The organism is Amycolatopsis sp. NPDC051372 (genome assembly GCF_040682095.1).
In the GTDB taxonomy this organism is placed as follows: Bacteria; Actinomycetota; Actinomycetes; order Mycobacteriales; family Pseudonocardiaceae; genus Amycolatopsis.
The window spans coordinates 33,584-50,958 of record NZ_JBFBAF010000021.1 but is presented as its reverse complement, the minus strand read 5'-3'; the positions used below and the strand labels follow the sequence as shown (position 1 = coordinate 50,958).

Annotated in this window: 15 protein-coding genes; 10 read left to right on the top strand and 5 right to left on the bottom strand. The window is 70.6% G+C overall.

Going from position 1 to position 17,375, the window contains the following annotated elements:
- Window positions 1-247: 247 nt before the first annotated feature.
- Window positions 248-457, top strand: a complete 210-nt coding sequence (locus tag AB0M56_RS29225; RefSeq protein ID WP_364181547.1) for a hypothetical protein — start codon at window positions 248-250, stop codon at window positions 455-457.
- Window positions 458-490: 33 nt separating this feature from the next.
- Window positions 491-1,639, top strand: coding sequence for a glycosyltransferase (locus AB0M56_RS29220; protein WP_364181544.1), 1,149 nt, complete (start codon window positions 491-493; stop codon window positions 1,637-1,639).
- Window positions 1,640-1,688: 49 nt separating this feature from the next.
- Here AB0M56_RS29220 and AB0M56_RS29215 read toward each other — a convergent pair whose 3' ends face one another.
- From AB0M56_RS29215 to AB0M56_RS29205, 3 genes are all read right to left on the bottom strand, one after another.
- Complete coding sequence (locus tag AB0M56_RS29215; RefSeq protein ID WP_364181542.1) at window positions 1,689-2,474, bottom strand: purine-nucleoside phosphorylase; 786 nt, start codon at window positions 2,472-2,474, stop codon at window positions 1,689-1,691.
- The gene (locus tag AB0M56_RS29210; protein WP_364181539.1) at window positions 2,471-2,896 is read right to left on the bottom strand and encodes an ABA4-like family protein; all 426 of its coding nucleotides are present in this window, start codon (window positions 2,894-2,896) and stop codon (window positions 2,471-2,473) included. The genes AB0M56_RS29215 and AB0M56_RS29210 overlap by 4 nt, the downstream gene beginning before the upstream one ends.
- A 121-nt stretch (window positions 2,897-3,017) precedes the next feature.
- On the bottom strand, window positions 3,018-3,968 hold the full coding sequence (locus tag AB0M56_RS29205; RefSeq protein WP_364181536.1) for a hypothetical protein: 951 nt from the start codon (window positions 3,966-3,968) through the stop codon (window positions 3,018-3,020).
- A gap of 164 nt (window positions 3,969-4,132) precedes the next feature.
- On the opposite strand from AB0M56_RS29205, the gene AB0M56_RS29200 reads away from it, so the two are divergent.
- On the top strand, window positions 4,133-4,759 hold the full coding sequence (locus AB0M56_RS29200; protein ID WP_364181851.1) for a MerR family transcriptional regulator: 627 nt from the start codon (window positions 4,133-4,135) through the stop codon (window positions 4,757-4,759).
- Window positions 4,760-4,763: 4 nt separating this feature from the next.
- On the opposite strand, the gene AB0M56_RS29195 is transcribed toward AB0M56_RS29200, so the two are convergent.
- Window positions 4,764-6,476: a serine/threonine-protein kinase gene (locus tag AB0M56_RS29195; protein ID WP_364181849.1), complete on the bottom strand. Its 1,713-nt coding sequence runs from the start codon at window positions 6,474-6,476 to the stop codon at window positions 4,764-4,766.
- Between the two features lie 209 nt (window positions 6,477-6,685).
- Between AB0M56_RS29195 and AB0M56_RS29190 the strand changes: the two genes are divergently transcribed.
- From AB0M56_RS29190 to AB0M56_RS29170, 5 genes are all read left to right on the top strand, one after another.
- A complete protein-coding gene (locus AB0M56_RS29190; protein WP_364181533.1) occupies window positions 6,686-8,551 on the top strand; it encodes a methylmalonyl-CoA mutase subunit beta in 1,866 nt (621 codons plus the stop codon).
- Window positions 8,552-8,633: 82 nt separating this feature from the next.
- A complete protein-coding gene (gene scpA / locus AB0M56_RS29185; protein WP_364181530.1) occupies window positions 8,634-10,802 on the top strand; it encodes a methylmalonyl-CoA mutase in 2,169 nt (722 codons plus the stop codon).
- 3 nt (window positions 10,803-10,805) lie between these two features.
- Window positions 10,806-11,801: a methylmalonyl Co-A mutase-associated GTPase MeaB gene (gene meaB, locus AB0M56_RS29180; protein ID WP_364181528.1), complete on the top strand. Its 996-nt coding sequence runs from the start codon at window positions 10,806-10,808 to the stop codon at window positions 11,799-11,801.
- 586 nt (window positions 11,802-12,387) lie between these two features.
- Complete coding sequence (locus tag AB0M56_RS29175) at window positions 12,388-12,702, top strand: hypothetical protein (RefSeq protein ID WP_364181525.1); 315 nt, start codon at window positions 12,388-12,390, stop codon at window positions 12,700-12,702.
- A 200-nt stretch (window positions 12,703-12,902) separates the two neighbouring features.
- Window positions 12,903-14,204 carry an amidohydrolase gene (locus AB0M56_RS29170; protein ID WP_364181522.1) on the top strand — a complete coding sequence of 434 codons (1,302 nt, stop codon included), beginning with the start codon at window positions 12,903-12,905 and terminating at the stop codon, window positions 14,202-14,204.
- A 395-nt stretch (window positions 14,205-14,599) separates the two neighbouring features.
- On the opposite strand, the gene AB0M56_RS29165 is transcribed toward AB0M56_RS29170, so the two are convergent.
- Window positions 14,600-15,052: a gamma-glutamylcyclotransferase gene (locus AB0M56_RS29165; protein ID WP_364181519.1), complete on the bottom strand. Its 453-nt coding sequence runs from the start codon at window positions 15,050-15,052 to the stop codon at window positions 14,600-14,602.
- A 131-nt stretch (window positions 15,053-15,183) separates the two neighbouring features.
- Between AB0M56_RS29165 and AB0M56_RS29160 the strand changes: the two genes are divergently transcribed.
- Together AB0M56_RS29160 and AB0M56_RS29155 are read left to right on the top strand one after the other, a co-directional pair.
- A complete protein-coding gene (locus AB0M56_RS29160) occupies window positions 15,184-16,587 on the top strand; it encodes an NAD(P)H-quinone dehydrogenase (RefSeq protein ID WP_364181517.1) in 1,404 nt (467 codons plus the stop codon).
- Between the two features lie 138 nt (window positions 16,588-16,725).
- Window positions 16,726-17,163, top strand: coding sequence for a hypothetical protein (locus tag AB0M56_RS29155; RefSeq protein WP_364181514.1), 438 nt, complete (start codon window positions 16,726-16,728; stop codon window positions 17,161-17,163).
- The last annotated feature ends 212 nt before the right edge of the window (window positions 17,164-17,375 follow it).

The following is a 17,375-nucleotide window of genomic DNA, read 5'->3' as shown; positions in this document are numbered from 1 at the left end:
GTTTCGGCCGCCGGACTCCGGCCACGACGAGGGCGAGCAGGGCGTCGGCGCGGTCCGCGTCGTCCTCGGTGGCCAGGGATGTTGCGGGTCGCGCGCAAGCTGGCCGACGGAACCGTGACGTGGCTGGCCGGGCCGCGGACGTCGGGGGAGCACGTCGTGCCGTCGATCGGGACGGCAAGCGGGGCTGCCGGTGTGCGTCACCGCAGAGGAAACCTCGGTACGGCAACGGATTTCGGCGGATTTCGCATTGGCGGCGCGCTCGCCGGAATACCGCGCGGTGTTCGACCGCGAGGGCGTGGCCGGCGCCGGCGACGTCGCGTTGGTGGGCGACGAGGACGCGGTCGCCACTCAGCTCGGCCGGCTGCGTGACGCCGGGGTGACCGAATTCTTCTTTTCGCCGCAAGGATCCCTCGCCGAACAACGGCGAACCATCACGGTCCTTGCGGAATTCACCTGACGGGGCGGCACACAAGTCACTACCGTCGCAGTGGTGCGACTTGTGTTCACCTCCCTCGCGTCCCACGGCCACCTCTACCCCCTGATCCCGCTCGCGGTCGCCGCGCGCGGTGCCGGGCACGATGTCGCCTTCGCGACAGCGGAGGATTTCCATCCGGTGCTCGAAAAGGCGGGCCTGCGCGCCGAGAAGGCCGGCCTGACGATCTACGACGCGTTCGCCGCGAAGTACGCCGGTGACCCGGCCCAGCGCCGGCGGGAGGCGTCGGAGGAGGAAATGGCCGAGGTCATCGGCCAGGTGTTCGGCCGCGTGCTGCCCGAGCGCTTTGTCGCCGACCTCGGCGCACTGTTCGAGCGGGAGCGGCCCGACCTGGTGATTTACGAGGTCGGCAACTCCGGCGGCGCGTTCGCGGCCAGGAAGGCCGGCATCCCGGCCATGGGCCACGGATTCGGGCGCGTCTCGGCAGACGGACTGATGACGGAGATCCGCGGCGCCCTCGACGACTACGCCGCCGAACTCGGCATCACCGGCGGAGACCGGCCTTCGTGGGGCAACCCGTTCGTGGACATCTGCCCGCCGTCGGTGCAGTCGCCCGAGTTCATCGCCCGAGCGCGGAGGCTGCCGTTGCGGCCGGTGGGCTGGAGCGAGCCGGGCGACCTGCCCGCGGGGGTCGTGGACCACGGCCGCCCGCTCGTCTACCTCACGCTCGGCACCACGCCGATGAGTCAGGCGCACATCCTCACCGCGGCGATCACCGGGCTCGCGGCGCTCGACGTCGACGTGCTGGTGGCGACCGGACCGTCGGTCGACGTCGCTTCACTCGGCGAGGTGCCGGCCAACGTGCGGCTCGAAGCGTGGGTGCCGCAGTCGGAACTGCTGCCGCACGTCGACCTCGTCGTGCACCACGGCGGCAGCGGTACGACGATGGGCGCGTTTTCCGCCGGGGTGCCGCAGCTCGTGCTGCCGCAGGGCGCCGACCAGTTCACCAACGCCGAAGCCGTCGCCGGGTCTGGCGTTGGCGAGCGCCTGCTGGGCAACGCGGTGACGGCCGAGGCAGTGCGGGAGAGCGCGCGGCGGCTTCTGGCGGACTCGACGGTGGCCGACGCCGTGCGGGCATTGGCGGCGGAGGTGGCGGCGATGCCGTCGCCGGACGAGGTTGCCGCGCAGCTGCCCGACTACGTCTGACGACGGGTGAAGGGCACCTCGCGTTCGAGGTGCCCTTCACCGCACGTCGTCACGCGCGGGCGATGAGCTCCTTGAGCAGCGAACCCATGCGCGTGGCCGCTTGTCGGCCGGCTTCGAGGACCTCTTTGTGGTTGAGCGGCTCGCCCGTCATGCCGGCGGCGAGGTTGGTGACGAGCGACAGCCCGAACACCTCGACCCCGGCGGCGCGGGCTGCGATGGCCTCCAGAACCGTCGACATGCCGACGAGGTCCGCGCCCATCGTGCGCAGCATGCGGATCTCGGCGGGCGTCTCGAAGTGGGGGCCGGTGAGGCCGGCGTAGACGCCTTCCTCCAGCGAACCGTCGATCTCCTTCGCGAGACCGCGCAGGCGGGCGGAGTAGAGGTCGGTGAGGTCCACGAAGTTCGCGCCGACGATCGGCGAGCGGGCCGTGAGGTTGAGGTGGTCGGAGATCAGCACCGGCTGCCCGACGCTGAAGCCCTCGCGTACGCCGCCGGCAGCGTTGGTGAGCAGCACGGTGCGCGCGCCGGCCGCCGCGGCGGTGCGCACGTTGTGCACCACCGGGTCGATGCCCTTGCCCTCGTAGAAGTGCGTGCGGCCCAGCAGCACCAGTGCGCGCTTGTCGCCGATCTTCAGCGACCGGGCGGTCCCGCTGTGCCCCACGGCGCCGGGAGTGGTGAAACCGGGCAGCTCGCCGAACGGGATCTCCGCCTCGGCCGTCCCGATCACGTCCGCGGCCGGGCGCCAGCCCGAGCCCAGCACCACGGCGATGTCGTGCTTCTCGACGCCGGTCCGCTCGGCGATGGCGGCCGCGGCCGCTTCCTCGTGGTTGGTCATGGCGCCGAGCGTATCCGGGCACTGCGCAGCGCCAGGAACACCACCAGCCCGAACGGAGACAGAAAAATCGTCAGCACCAGCACCGGGCTGACCTGCCACCACGGGATCCCCCGCTCCCGCGCCTCGAAGAACATCCACCGCCCGAGGAACAGGTCGAACGCGATCAGCTGCGCCCACAGCAACGCCGCCCCCGCCGACGACCCCGCAAACGCTTGCAGCAGGGCGAGGTCCGGCCGGCTCACCGCCTGCCACAGCTGTCCGAAGTGCGGGATCGCGATGGCGAAGTAACACGCCAAGGGCAGCAGCGGCACCCACGGCGAAGCCATGATCTGCCGCGTCCGCCGCCAGGTGGGGGCGAAGATCATCAGCGCCCAGAAGGGCGTCGCGAGGGGGAAGGTCCAGGTGAACAACTGCTGGGTCATCGCACGAGCTCCCGATGGGTTGGGCGGCCCGCCGACCGCGCGGCGGCCCGGCCGGCGCGCCGCCGCGGAGTGCGGGCGGCGGAGGGTGGCTCGCCGCCGCCGAAGGTGACGGTGAACGCGGTCATCGCACGAGCTCGCGGGTCGGGCGGTACACCGAGGCGAAGCCGCCCAGCGCCACCGCGACGAGCAGGGCGCCTGCGGCCGCGAGGGTCGCAGCGGTGGGGTGGATCAGCGACTCGCCGCGCAACGCCTGCCAGGTCACGAGGGCGACCAGGCCCGCGTAGCCGAATGTCGCGACCCACACCAGCCGGACACGAACCGCACTGTCGCGAAGCCGCGGCACCCGCGTGGCGAGCAGGCCCAGCCCCAGGGCAACCAGCGGCAGCAGTTGCAGCGCGTGCATCCCCGTGAAGTGCGGGATGCGCAGGTCGCCGCCGGTGGTGCTCCAGCCGAGGATGGGCAGGCCGGGGCCGCCGTCGGGGACGCCGACGCTGTGGGCGCCGACGAGGGCCGACACGCCGGTCGCGTTCAACGCCTGCTGCTGGGCGGCCGTCGGGCCGGTCATGAGCGCGCCGAGGCCGATGCCGATCAGTGAGATGACCGCTCCGGTGCGGACGGCCCAGTGGGTGGCGCGGTCTTCGAGGCGCGTGAACATCAGGAGCACGGTGAGCACGAGCGTCGCGATCCAGATGGTGGCGACCATGCCGCCCATGAGCTGGAACAGCGTGTTGTCCAGGGGTGTCGCGTTGTTGAAGTGGCTGGGCCGGCCGCGCACCGCCTGGAAGACCATCACCACGTACTCGGCGGCGAACAACACGATCACCACACTCGTGGCGACGTGCGCGGTCCGGCGGAAGCGCGGCAGCAGCGACACCAGCCAGCCCCACGTGAAGAAGTACAGCGCACCCGAAATGGCGAACTTCAGCAGCTTCGCCCACACGGGTGCGCCGAGCACCGTGCGCTGATCCACCACCATCGCGACGACGCAGGCCAGCGCGGTGACGACGAGCCCCGCCGCGAAGAGCGTGGACGGCCGGTGCCAGGTGTTCGTTCGGCTCGGAAGCAAGGTCATGGCGCCCTCCCAGGATGGATAGTCACAGTATCCATTATGGAAAGCTAGACTATCCAAGCTGAGAAGTCCTCAGGGATGTCCCTGAAATGACCTGAGTCCTGAAATGACCCGAGTCCTGAACTGACCCGAGTCCCGAGTTCAAGGGAGTTGATGCGGCCGTGCGGATGGCCGAACTGAGCGCCGAGTCCGGCATGCCGGTCGCGACGATCAAGTACTACCTGCGCGAAGGCCTGCTCCACCCGGGCGAGCGCACCAGCCCCAACCAGGCGCGCTACGGCGACGAGCACGTGCAGCGCCTCAAGCTCATCCGCGCGTTGCTCGACGTCGGCGGCCTGTCGGTGTCCACCGTCGGCGGCGTGCTCGCGGCCATCGACGCGGGCGAGCCCACCAATGAGGTCCTCGGCGTCACCCAGCGCGCCCTCGTGGGCGGCACGACCGACGTCGACGAGGAGGCCCGCGCGTGGGCGCTGAACCTGCTGGAAAAGCTGACCGCCGCCCACGGCTGGAAGTTCGCGCCCGAGCACCCCGCGGCGCCCGGGCTGATCACCACGCTGTGCACGATCCGCGCGCTCGGTCACCCCGCCCTGCTGGACCGCATCGAGGACTACGCCACGCTCGCCGACCGCATCGCCGAGGTCGACCTCGACACGCTCGCCGCGCAGCCGTCGCTGGACCGGATCGTGGAGGCGGCCGTGGTCGGCACGGTGCTCGGCGACCGGCTGTTCGCGGGCCTGCGCCGCCTCGCGCAGTCGGCGGAGTCGGGCCGGCGCTACCCGGGCGGCCTGGGCTGAGGCCCTACTGGTCGCCCGGGAACGACAGCGTCTGCTTGATCCGGTCCCACGTTGCGGCGCCGTCGGGCTCGATCTCCGGCGGCACAGTGAGCGAGACGGCCCACAGCGACTCGCCCGAGGTCTTCAGCAAGGCGAAGGTCGTGCGGGTGATCGAGGAATCGGGGCCGTTCTGCGCGGAATCGCCGTGCTCCACGGTGCGGTAGATCATCTCGGTCCCGGAGCCGGTCTGCTCGGGGACCTTGGCGAAGGCGAACCCGCCCGGGTCCGCCGAGGCTCGCAGGCTCACCTCGTAGGTCGAGACGTCGTGCTTCCTGAGGAAGTTCGGGAAGCGTTCGATGCGCAACGACTGGTGCCCGTCCGGCGACACGTACTGCACCACCGTGGACGATCCGACGATGTTCGACGACCGTCCGGCGATGAAGCGCTGCCAGCCTTCCGGCACCGAGACGACGTACTCGGTGTCGCGCGTGGCGTTGGCCGTTTCGCTCGCTTTGCCGCGCTGCTCCACCAGCTTCACCTCTTGCGGCGGCACCGTCGTGCCCGGCGCACCGGCGGAGGCCGCGCTGCCGGCGGGCGGGATCAGCGACTGCCCGCTGATCAGGCGCGCCAGCGCGAACCCGCCGACACCGGCGACCAGGAACAGCACCACCGCTGCGACGGCCAGCAACGCCGACGACCGCGGGTTGCGTCGCGGCGAAGCAGAAGCAACCGGAGCGGCGACAACAGGAGCCGGAGCGGCGCCCTGCCGCAGGAACGGCAACGGACCCGGGTCCGCCGCCAGTGCGCCACTGGCCTCCGACTTCTTTTCGGTCGGTGCCACCGTCTCCAAGACCTGCGTGTCGGTCGCGTCGAGCTGCGCCGAAGTCTTCTTCCCGTCCGGCGTGCGGAACAGCTCCGGTCCGAACAGGTCCAGCGCCGTCTTGCCCTGCAACGGGTACAGCCGGTGACGCACCTCGCGCAGCGAGATCCGCTTCTCCGGCTCCTTCTTCATCAACGCGGCGATCACGTCGGCCAGCGGGCCCGGCTTCGGCTTGGGCACCGAGCCGTTCACGACCTTGCCGACTGTCTCCAGTGGATCGCCGTCCGCGTCGTACGGCGGCGCGCCCTCGACGGCCGCGAACAGTGTCGCGCCCAGGCCCCACAGGTCGGCCGCCGGCGTGACCGCGCCGCCCGACGCGACCTCCGGCGCGATGTAGGCGGGCGAACCGAGCATGATCCCGGTGCGGGTCATCGTGGCTTCGGAGACGTTGCGCGCGATGCCGAAGTCGGTGAGCTTGATCCGCCCGTCTCCGGCCACGAGCACGTTGCCCGGCTTCACGTCGCGGTGCGTGATGCCCGCGTCGTGCGCCGCTTCGAGCGCGGCGGCGACGGCGATGCCGACGGCGGCCGCCTGCTCCACGTTCAACGGCCCGTGGTCGCGCAGGATGTGCGCGAGGCTGCGCGAGGGCAGCAGCTCCATGACCACGAACGGTTCGTTGTTGTCGCGCGCGACGTCGTGAAGGATGATCACGTTCGGGTGGGACAGCACTGCGATCGCGCGCGCCTCGCGCAGCGTCCGCTCACGCAACTCGTCCGCTTGCGACGCCGGGACGCCCGGCGGCAGCTTCATCTCCTTGACGGCCACCGGCCGGTGGAGGAACTCGTCGTAGGCCGACCACACCGTGCCCATCGACCCCGAGCCGAGCACGGATCGCAGCCGGTAGCGCCCGGCGACCACACGGGACTGCGGCTCGGCTGCGCTCGATGGTGCTGGGCTCGGCTCTTCCTTCGAGGAGGACACCCCCTGATTGTGTCGTAAGGCAGCGACACTGTTCGACCCAGTGTGCAAGACCTGCCCACCCGTGTTCCGCGGATACACCCGAACACTCTGGTGGGGCGACTAGAGTCACAGGTGCCGGCACTGGCGTGCCTCTACCATCACTGGGTATGACGAACGTGGCTGGGCCGGAGTCGGTGCCGATCTCCGAAGCTGAGCTCGCGCTGGCGGCCGAGTTTCCGGCCGCTGACCGGGCCCGGTGGCAGGAACTCGTGGCGGGAGTGCTGCGCAAGAGCGGCCGCCTGCCGGAGGACTTCGCGGGCGCGCCGGAGAGCAAACTCGTCACCCACACGTACGACGGCATCGACATCCAGCCGCTGTACACGCGCGAAGACGCCGTCGGCGAGCCCGGCTATCCGGGACTGCCGCCGTTCGTCCGCGGCGCGCGGCCCGAAGGCGTGATCGGCACCGGGTGGGACGTGCGCGTGCGCCACCTGCGGGCCGACGCCAAGGCCACCAACACCGCGATCCTCGCCGACCTCGAAGGCGGCGCCACGTCCGTGTGGCTGCGCGTCGGCGGCGAAGCGCTCCCGCTCGACGCGCTGGCCGACGCGCTCAACGAGGTCTACCTCGACCTGGCGCCGGTGGTCCTCGACGCCGGCGCGGAGTACGCCGCCGCGGCCGACGCTCTGCTGGACGTGTTGGCCGAGCGTGAAATTCCGCCCAGCGAGGCGGTCGCCGTGCTCGGCGCGGACCCGATCGGCGTCGGTGCGCGGGCGGGCGAAGCGCTGCCTGTCGCCCCTGCCGCCGAGCTGGCCGCGCGCGTCGCCGCGAAGTACCCGAAGGTGCGCACGCTCGTGGCCGACGGCCTGCCGTTCCACGAGGCCGGCGGTTCCGACGCGCAGGAGCTGGGCGCGACGATCGCCGTCGGTGTCGCGTACCTGCGGGCGCTGACCGAAGCTGGTCTGGACGTCTCTGCCGCGGCCGGGCAGCTGGAGATCCGCCTGGCCGCCACGGCCGACCAGTTCCTCACCATCGCCAAGTTCCGCGCCGCCCGCCGGCTGTGGGACCGCGTGCTCGAAGTTTCGGGTGCGCCCGCCGCCGCGCGTGGTATGCACCAGCACGCCGTGACCTCGCCCGCGATGCTGACGCAGCGCGACCCGTGGGTGAACATGCTGCGCACCACCGTCGCGTGCTTCGCCGCGGGCGTCGGCGGCGCCGACGCCGTGACCGTACTGCCGTTCGACTCCGCGATCGGCCTGCCCGACGCGTTCTCCGCGCGCATCGCCCGCAACACCAACGCGGTGCTGCTGGAGGAGTCGAAGCTGGGCAGTGTGATCGACCCGGCCGGCGGCTCCTGGTACGTCGAGCAGCTCACCGACGAGCTGGCGAAAGCCGCGTGGACCGAGTTCACCGCGATCGAAGGCGCCGGCGGCGTCGAGGCCGAGCTGGCATCGGGCGCGTTGGCCGCGCGGCTGGCCGCGACGTGGGACAAGCGCGCGAAGCGCCTGGCCACGCGCCGAGACCCGATCACCGGCGTGAGCGAGTTCCCGAACCTCACCGAGAAACCCGTGACCAGGGAAGCAGTAAGATCCACTGTGGACGGTGGCCTGCCGCGCCACCGCTACGCCGAAGCGTTCGAGCAGCTGCGCGACGCCTCCGACAAGTACCTGGCCGAGCACGGCGAACGGCCGAAGGTCTTCCTCGCCACGCTCGGTCCCGTCGCCGCGCACACCACGCGCGCCGGGTTCGCCGCGAACCTGTTCCAGGCCGGCGGCCTCGAGGCCGTGAACCCGGGCGCGATCGACGACCTGCCCGGCGCGTTCCGGGAAAGTGGTGCGCGCATCGCGTGCCTCTGCGGCACCGACGCCGCGTACGAAGAGCAGGCGGCCGACGTCGCCGCGTCGCTCGGCGCCGAGACGGTGCTGCTCGCGGGCAAGGCGAGCTACCCGGGTGTGAGCGGCAACGTCTTCGCCGGCTGCGACGCGCTCGAAGTCCTGACCGGCATCCACGTACAGCTGGGAGTGTCCGCATGAGCGCAGCTTGCAAGCGAATCATCGATATTCATGCCGACGCCTCCGGGCCAGTCGGCGTGCAACTCCTCATGGAGGCGTCGGCATGAGCATCCCGAACTTCGCCGACGTGCCGCTCGGCACCCCCGAGCCGGGAGACCGCGCCGCGTGGGCGCAGGCCGTGCAGGAAGCCACCGGCAAGGGCCCCGACGCGCTGGCCTGGGAGACACCCGAGGGCATCGGCGTGAAGCCGGTGTACACGGCCGAGGATCTGTCCGATGTGGACTTCCTGGACACCTACCCGGGCATCGCGCCGTTCCTGCGCGGGCCGTATCCCACGATGTACGTGAACCAGCCGTGGACGATCCGCCAGTACGCCGGGTTCTCCACCGCGCAGGAGTCCAACGCCTTCTACCGCCGCAACCTCGCGGCCGGGCAGAAGGGCCTGTCGGTGGCGTTCGACCTGGCCACCCACCGCGGCTACGACTCCGACCACCCGCGCGTGTCCGGCGACGTCGGCATGGCGGGCGTGGCGATCGACTCGATCTACGACATGCGCCAGCTCTTCGACGGCATCCCGCTCGACAAGATGAGCGTGTCGATGACGATGAACGGCGCCGTGCTGCCGGTGCTGGCGCTGTACGTGGTCGCGGCGGAGGAGCAGGGGGTGAAACCGGAGCAGCTCGCGGGGACGATCCAGAACGACATCCTCAAGGAGTTCATGGTCCGCAACACCTACATCTATCCGCCGCAGCCCTCGATGCGGGTCATCTCCGACATCTTCGCGTTCACCTCGCAGCACATGCCGAAGTACAACTCGATCTCGATCTCCGGCTACCACATGCAGGAGGCCGGGGCGACCGCCGACCTGGAGCTGGCGTACACGCTCGCCGACGGCGTCGAGTACATCCGCGCCGGCGTGGACGCGGGGCTGGACGTGGACAAGTTCGCGCCGCGGCTGTCGTTCTTCTGGGCGATCGGCATGAACTTCTTCATGGAGGTCGCGAAGCTTCGGGCGGCTCGGCTGTTGTGGGCGAAGCTGGTGAAGCAGTTCGATCCCAAGAGCGAGAAGTCGCTTTCGCTGCGCACGCACTCGCAGACGTCGGGCTGGTCGCTGACCGCGCAGGACGTCTACAACAACGTGGCGCGCACCTGCGTCGAGGCGATGGCCGCGACCCAGGGTCACACGCAGTCGCTGCACACCAACGCGCTCGACGAGGCGCTCGCGCTGCCCACCGACTTCTCCGCGCGCATCGCCCGCAACACGCAGCTGCTGCTGCAGCAGGAATCGGGCACCACGCGGGTGATCGACCCGTGGGGCGGCAGCGCGTTCGTCGAGAAGCTGACCTACGACCTCGCGCGCAAGGCGTGGGGCCACATCACGGAGGTCGAGAGCGCGGGCGGCATGGCGCGCGCGATCGACGAGGGCATCCCGAAGCTGCGCATCGAGGAGGCCGCCGCGCGCACGCAGGCGCGCATCGACTCCGGCCGCCAGCCCGTGATCGGGGTGAACAAGTACCAGGTCACCGACGACGAGCAGATCGATGTGCTGAAGGTCGACAACGACGGCGTGCGCACCCAGCAGCTGGAGAAGCTGCGGCGGTTGCGCGAGGAGCGTGACTCGGCGGCCACGGAAGACGCGTTGCGGCGGTTGACCGAAGGTGCTCAGGGGGGTGGGAACCTGCTGGCGCTGGCAATCGACGCGGCGCGCGCGAAGGCCACCGTCGGCGAGATCTCCGACGCGCTGGAGAAGATCTGGGGCCGCCACTCCGGGCAGATCCGCACGATCTCCGGCGTGTACCGGGAAGAGGTGGGGAAGTCGGACAACGTCGAGAAGGCGCGCTCGCTGGTCGAGAAGTTCGCCGAGGACGAGGGGCGCCGGCCGCGCATCCTGATCGCGAAGATGGGCCAGGACGGCCACGATCGCGGCCAGAAGGTGATCGCCACCGGCTTCGCCGACCTGGGCTTCGACGTCGACGTCGGCCCGCTGTTCTCCACGCCCGGTGAGGTGGCGCGGCAGGCGTCGGAGGCCGACGTGCACGTGATCGGCGTGTCTTCGCTGGCTGCCGGGCACCTGTCTTTGGTGCCGGCGCTGCGCCACGAGCTCGCCGAACTGGGCCGGTCGGACATCATGGTCGTCGTGGGCGGCGTCATCCCGCCGCAGGACTACGACGAGCTGCGCGCCGCCGGTGCCGCCGCCATCTTCGGGCCCGGCACGGTCATCGCCGACGCGGCGATCGGCCTGCTGGAGCAGCTCGCGCACCAGGAGTCCTGAGCCTTGCCGCGCAGGATCGACGTCGCCGCCTACGCGAAAGGCGTGCTCGCGGGCGACCGCGGCACCCTGTCCAAGGCGATCACGCTGGTCGAGTCGCACCGGGCGGACCACCGGGCACAGGCGCAGGAGCTGCTCGTCGAGCTGCTGCCGCACGCCGGGGGCGCCCAGCGGGTCGGCATCACGGGCGTGCCCGGTGTCGGCAAGTCGACTTTCATCGACCAGCTGGGCACGGACCTCACGGCGGCCGGCCACCGCGTCGCCGTGCTCGCCGTGGACCCGTCCTCCACCCGCACGGGCGGCTCGATCCTCGGCGACAAGACGCGCATGTCGCGGCTGGCCGTGGATCCCCGGGCCTTCATCCGCCCGTCCCCGACGTCGGGGACGTTGGGCGGAGTCGCGCGGGCGACCCGCGAGACGATCGTGCTGATGGAAGCCGCCGGCTTCGACGTGGTGCTGGTGGAGACCGTCGGCGTCGGGCAGTCCGAGGTCGCCGTGGCCAACATCGTCGACTCCTTTCTGTTTTTGACGTTGGCCCGCACGGGCGACCAGCTGCAGGGCATCAAGAAGGGCGTGCTCGAACTGGCCGACGTCATCGCCGTGAACAAGGCCGACGGCCCGCACACCCGCGACGCCACCCGCGCCGCCCGCGAGCTCTCGGGCGCACTGCGGATGATCTACGGCAAGGACGCACCGTGGACGCCACCCGTGCTGACCTGCAGCGCCCTGGAGGGCTCCGGTCTGGACGAGGTATGGGCGACCATCGGCCGGCACCGCACGCTGATGCAGGAGTCCGGTGAGCTCTCCGACCGCCGCCGCCGGCAACAGGTCGACTGGACCTGGTCGATGGTGCGGGAGCAATTGCTGGACCGCCTGACGTCGCACCCTTCGGTGCGAGCTCAGGTCGCGGACATCGAACGCGCGGTCCGCGACGGCGAGCTGACGGCGACGCTGGCGGCGGAGCGGATCTTGACGGCTTTCGGGGAGCCGACGGACGGCTGAGCTGTCTTTGTGTCGGTTGCTTGTCTTTACTGGACAGCCGCCGCCAGACAGCCCCCGCCCTCCCTTGGGGGGCGTCCCCGTCCCAGTCTATCGGCCCCTGACCTTGAAAAACGGCCGAAACGGAATCTGTGGACAACCTGGCTCACTGCGAGCGCTCTGTGGATAAAAGAGGAGACGCCACCCGTCAACCCTGTGGATGTCTGCGGAGCCGCCACCCGCCATCCCCGCAGTCATCTGCCAAGCCACCACCGCCAACCCGCAGATGCCTGCGGAGCCGCCACCCGCCAACCCCGCAGATCCCTGGAAGCCACCACCGCCAACCCCCTTTCGAGCCCGCGAGGCGAAAAAAGGCCCGCCGAACCCACCCTCGGTGGCCCACCGGCCCCGTTCGGCTTGACGAACGGTCCCCCGGAGTGACTTTGGTCTGACCTCACGACCGCTCCACGCTCCGTGACGACCGGTCACCGTGTGAAGAGGCGATCGGCGGGCGATGGCACGGGCTGAGCGCGGGGCCTCCACCGCGTGGCGGCTGACGTCGCGGCCGTTCGGCGGGCAGAATGCGACGCAGTGCCGTAGAAGGGATGTCATGGCGAAGGTGCGGGGACTGCTGCTGGTCGGCCTGCTGGGCGCGCTGTTCTACTGCGCGGCTCCGGCTCAGGCGGCCGTCGTCGAGGCGCCGGCTCAGGCTCAAGCCCAGGTCCAGGCGCAGGCCGCGGCACTTGCGGAAGCACTGCTCCCGGCCCCGCAGCAGGCGGCACCGGGTCCGGTGCTGGACCCGACGCAGACCGACAAGGCCAACGCGCAGAAGACGCGGAACAAGCTGATCGCGGGCGGTGTCGCCGTCGTGCTGCTCGCCATCGTGTTCTTCGGGCGGCGGAAGCGTAAGAAGGGCAACGGCTGAATCGGCCCGGTTCACCCTGACCGAATTTCGTCGGGCCGTTCAACGCAGATCCGGTACCGGCCGTCTCGGGTCCCCCGTCGCGGGGCGCGGCTTGCCACCTGCATGGTGCACGATCATCTGCAAATGCGTACGACAGATCGAACGGCACGGTGCGGGTCCCCAAGCGCCACCCGTGTTGCGGGAACGGGAGGAGGTGCGGCGTGACTGTGCTTGACTCACGTCCGGACGTTCCAGGTGACCCCGAGGGTCGCATGGCCAACCCGATCGAGGCGCCCACCGCGCTGATCACCGAAGCCGGCGTCAGCATGGCACCTGTGGACGATCTCGGTGCGGGGCGTGGCCCGTTCTGGCTGGACGACTGGCTGCGGGCCAACGTCACCGACGTACTCGCGTGGCGCCGCCACATCCACGCCCACCCGGAGCTGTCGCGGCACGAGTTCGCGACCACGGAGCTGGTCGTGTCGCTTCTGCGCGCCGTCGGGCTCAAGCCGTGGGTGCTGCCCGGCGGTACCGGTGTGGTGTGTGACATCGGCCAGGGTGAGCGCTGCGTCGCTCTCCGTGCCGACATGGACGCGCTGCCGCTGACGGAGGACACGGGTCTGCCGTATGCCTCCACCACGGAGGGCGCGGCCCACATGTGCGGGCATGACGCCCACACCGCGATCCTCCTGGGCGCGGCCCGCGCGCTGGCCGGAGCTCCCGAGCTGCCCGGCCGCGTGCGCCTGATCTTCCAGGCCGCCGAGGAGGTCATGCCCGGCGGCGCGCTGGACATGATCGCGGCGGGCGCGCTCGAAGGCGTCGAGCGGATCTTCGGCCTGCACTGCGACCCGCGGCTGGAGGTCGGCAAGGTCGGCACCCGCGTGGGTGCCCTGACCTCGGCCGCCGATCTGATCGAGCTGCGGCTCACCTCGCCCGGCGGCCACACATCGCGGCCGCACCTCACTGCGGACCTCGTGTACGCCCTGGGCACGGTCATCACGTCGCTGCCGTCGGTGCTGTCCCGCCGCGTCGACCCGCGCTCGGGCACGGTGCTCGTGTGGGGCGCGGTGCACGCCGGCCAGGCCGCCAACGCGGTCCCGCAGGACGGCGTGCTGCGCGGCACCCTGCGCACGGCCGACCACGAGGTGTGGACGGCGCTCGAACCGCTCGTCGCGTCGTCCGTGGAGTCGCTGCTCGCGCCCACCGGGGTCGGCTTCTCGCTCGACTACCGCCGTGGCGTGCCCCCGGTCGTCTCCGACCCGGAGAACACGGCGCTGCTGCGCGCGGGCGTCGAAGCCGCGCTCGGGGAGCAAGGCCTGGCCGGCACGGAGCAGTCCTCCGGCGGCGAGGACTTCGGCTGGTACCTCGAGCACGTCCAGGGCGCGTTCGCCCGCCTCGGCGTGTGGCCCGGTCCGCCGGCCCCTCAGGCCGACATCCACCGCCCCACCTTCACCCTCGACGAGCGGGCGCTGATGGTCGGTGTCCGCACGCTGGTCCACACCGCGCTGGCCGCTCTGGCCTGAGTTATCCACAGCCTCACCCGCTTGAGTTATCCACAGCCCAGCCGAGCTGTGGATAACTCAAGCGGGTGGTTTTTGCGTCCAGGCAAAGCCCTGTGAACACCTATTTCACCCGGTCTCGTGAACCCTCGTCGAGCCGCCGACCCGCCTATTCACAGCGGGTGATCAACAGTCACCGAGGCACTTTCGGGCAAGTGGTTGAAACGAGCGTTTTACCTACGCCCCAACCACTCCACGCCGCCTATAGGCACCTTTGACAACTCGCACGACGGCCGCAAAACAAAGCGTCGCAAGAAAAAAACGTGAAGCGGTGTCTGAGCTTTGCCGGCTGATGGTGAACACCGTTCATGATGCCCAGGTCGGCGCGTAAATCCGCCGAGTTGTCCACAGGGCTGTGGTCAGCCGGTGATCCCGGAGCACGGCCGGGTGCGCAGGTCATCCACATAGTCGGCGGGGGCTCCGGCGGCCTCGGCCGCGTCGGCGAGCACGCCCAGGTAGCGCGCGGACGGCAGGCCGCCCTCGTAGGCGTCGACCACATACAGCCAGGCGAGCACCGAGCCGTCCATGGTCTGGACCCGCAGGCGGATCTTGTTGTGCATGCCGAGCTCGCCGCCTTCCCAGCGGTCGAGCCCGGCCTCGTCGAGCGAGGTCACGTCGTAGAGCACCACGAAGACCCGGGAGGCCGGGTCCTCGACGATGGTGGCCAGCGCGCCTTCCCAGCCGAGGTCCTCACCCCCGAAGGTCAGCCGCCAGCCCTCCAGCCAGCCGGTGCCGGCCATCGGTGCGTGCGGGGCGCGCTCCAGCATCTGGGCGGGCTCCATGTTCGATCCGTAAGCGGCATACAACGGCACGGGCGACAGCCTAGCGACCCGCTCAGCGCACGAGCGGATGCACATGCCGTGTCCGGCCACTTCGCTTGGCGACGGACCCCTCCGCGTACCGTTGGACCCACCGGCCACACGCGTATCGAGGAGGACCTCAGGTGACCAGGATCGTGATCATGGGCGGGGGCCCGGCGGGTTACGAAGCCGCCTTGGTCGCCGCTCAGCACGGCGCCGACGTGACGATCGTCGAGCGCGATGGCCTGGGCGGCGCTTGTGTCCTCTACGACTGCGTTCCGTCGAAGACGTTCATCGCGTCGTCCGGCGCGCTGGCGAAGATGCACGACCTCGGTGAGCTGGGCATCAACACCGATCTGGCCGACACGAGCGTCGACCTGCTGACCGTCCACGGCCGGGTGAAGGGCCTCGCGCTCGCGCAGTCGGCCGATATCCGCGCCCGCGTGCAGCGTGAGGGTGTGCGCGTGATCAACGGCACCGCCAGCTTCTGCGACGAGGAGCCGGGCCTGGCGACGCACAAAGTCGCCGTGACCCACGCCGACGGCACCACGGAGGCCGTGGGCGCCGACGTCGTGCTGATCGCCACCGGCGCCACCCCGCGCGTGCTGCCCGGCGCCGTGCCCGACGGCGAGCGCATCCTCGACTGGCGCCAGCTCTACGACCTCACCGAGCTGCCCGAGCACCTCGCCGTGATCGGTTCGGGTGTCACGGGCGCCGAGTTCGCCTCCGCGTACACCGAGATGGGCGTGAAGGTCACCGTCGTGTCCAGCCGCGACCGCGTGCTGCCCCACGAGGACGCCGACGCCGCCGCGGTGCTCGAAGAGGTCTTCTCGCAGCGTGGCACCACCGTCGCGAAGCACGCGCGCGCCGAGCGCGTGGAGCGCACGGAGAAGGGCGTTGCGGTGCACCTGGCCGACGGCCGGGTGATCGAGGCCAGCCATGCGCTGATGACCGTCGGGTCCATCCCGAACACCGCCGACATCGGCCTCGACCGCGTGGGCATCGAGCCCGGCCCCGGCGGGTTCATCACCGTCGACCGCGTGTCGCGCACCAGCGTGCCCGGCATCTACGCGGCGGGTGACTGCACCGGCCTGCTGATGCTCGCGTCGGTGGCGAGCATGCAGGGCCGCATCGCGATGTGGCACGCGCTGGGCGAGGGCGTCGCGCCGATCAAGCTGAAGACCGTGGCCGCCAACGTGTTCACGCACCCGGAGATCGCGACCGTCGGCATCAGCCAGCACGCCATCGACTCCGGCGAGGTGCCCGCGCGCACGATCATGCTGCCGCTGGCCACCAACGCTCGCGCCAAGATGGAAGGCCTCCGCCGCGGTTTCGTGAAGCTCTTCTGCCGCCCCGCCACGGGTGTGGTGGTCGGCGGTGTGGTCGTGGCGCCGTCAGCGAGCGAGCTCATCCTGCCGATCGCGCTGGCCGTGCAGAACCAGCTGACGGTGGACCACCTGGCGCTGACGTTCTCGGTGTACCCGTCGCTGTCGGGCTCGATCACCGAGGCGGGGCGTCAGCTGATGCGCCACGACGACCTCGACTGATCCCGGCCGATCTGGTTCGGACAGTTTTCCATTTCCGCGCAACCCCGCGTGGCTCGCCGCGTCTTGTGCGGTGACAGGCTTATGACTGAGCGGGACAAGGGGCCGAGGGTGCGCAAGAGGGCGGTTTTCGTTGCGGCGATGGCGATCGGGACGGTCGCCGTGGCCGGACAAGCGGTGGCGGCGACCGGAGGGCCCGCGCCCGCGGCGGCGCCCGCGCCGGCCGTGACCGTGCAGCTGAACCAGGACACGGCGGCCCTGCGCGGGCTGGTGAACCACTTCCAGCGCGGCGAGTCCAACGTCGCCCTCGCCGACTGTCCCGGCGCCAAGGCTGGCTCGACCACGTTCAGTTCGCCTGTGCTGAAGTTCGCGAACTACGACTTCGGCCCCTTCATCGGCGTACACGCCACCGTCTCCGCCGACGCCGACCTCGTGTCCGGTACCGCCGCCGGCGACTACCCGCTCACGGTGGCGTGCGGCGGAAAGACCTACGCCGCCACGTTCACCGTGCCGGCCGCCCAGGTGGCGACGGTTCCTGCGGGCGCGGCGAAGGCGGGCGACGGAAGCCTCGCCGAATAGCGCAGCCAGACTTACTGAAAAGCCGCCGGAAACCATTTCCGGCGGCTTTTTCGCGTGTGCAACCCGAGTTCCCGGCGTGCTTGAATCGTTACGCTGATTGACAACCCGGTGCAGGTCGGAGACGTCTTCATGGTGTCGGAGGAGCACCGCCGCGTGGCAGGGGGAACTGTACGCGTGGGGTTGCGGAATCCGCTGTCCTCCGTTGTGGAAAA

Bases quoted from the DNA above. Each gene is read 5' to 3' on its own strand.
- AB0M56_RS29215 (WP_364181542.1), bottom strand. From the start codon at position 2,474: ATGACCAACCACGAGGAAGCGGCCGCGGCCGCCATCGCCGAGCGGACC.
- AB0M56_RS29210 (WP_364181539.1), bottom strand. From the start codon at position 2,896: ATGACCCAGCAGTTGTTCACCTGGACCTTCCCCCTCGCGACGCCCTTC.
- AB0M56_RS29205 (WP_364181536.1), bottom strand. From the start codon at position 3,968: ATGACCTTGCTTCCGAGCCGAACGAACACCTGGCACCGGCCGTCCACG.
- AB0M56_RS29200 (WP_364181851.1), top strand. From the start codon at position 4,133: ATGGCCGAACTGAGCGCCGAGTCCGGCATGCCGGTCGCGACGATCAAG.
- AB0M56_RS29190 (WP_364181533.1), top strand. From the start codon at position 6,686: ATGACGAACGTGGCTGGGCCGGAGTCGGTGCCGATCTCCGAAGCTGAG.
- scpA (WP_364181530.1), top strand. From the start codon at position 8,634: ATGAGCATCCCGAACTTCGCCGACGTGCCGCTCGGCACCCCCGAGCCG.
- AB0M56_RS29175 (WP_364181525.1), top strand. From the start codon at position 12,388: ATGGCGAAGGTGCGGGGACTGCTGCTGGTCGGCCTGCTGGGCGCGCTG.
- AB0M56_RS29155 (WP_364181514.1), top strand. From the start codon at position 16,726: ATGGCGATCGGGACGGTCGCCGTGGCCGGACAAGCGGTGGCGGCGACC.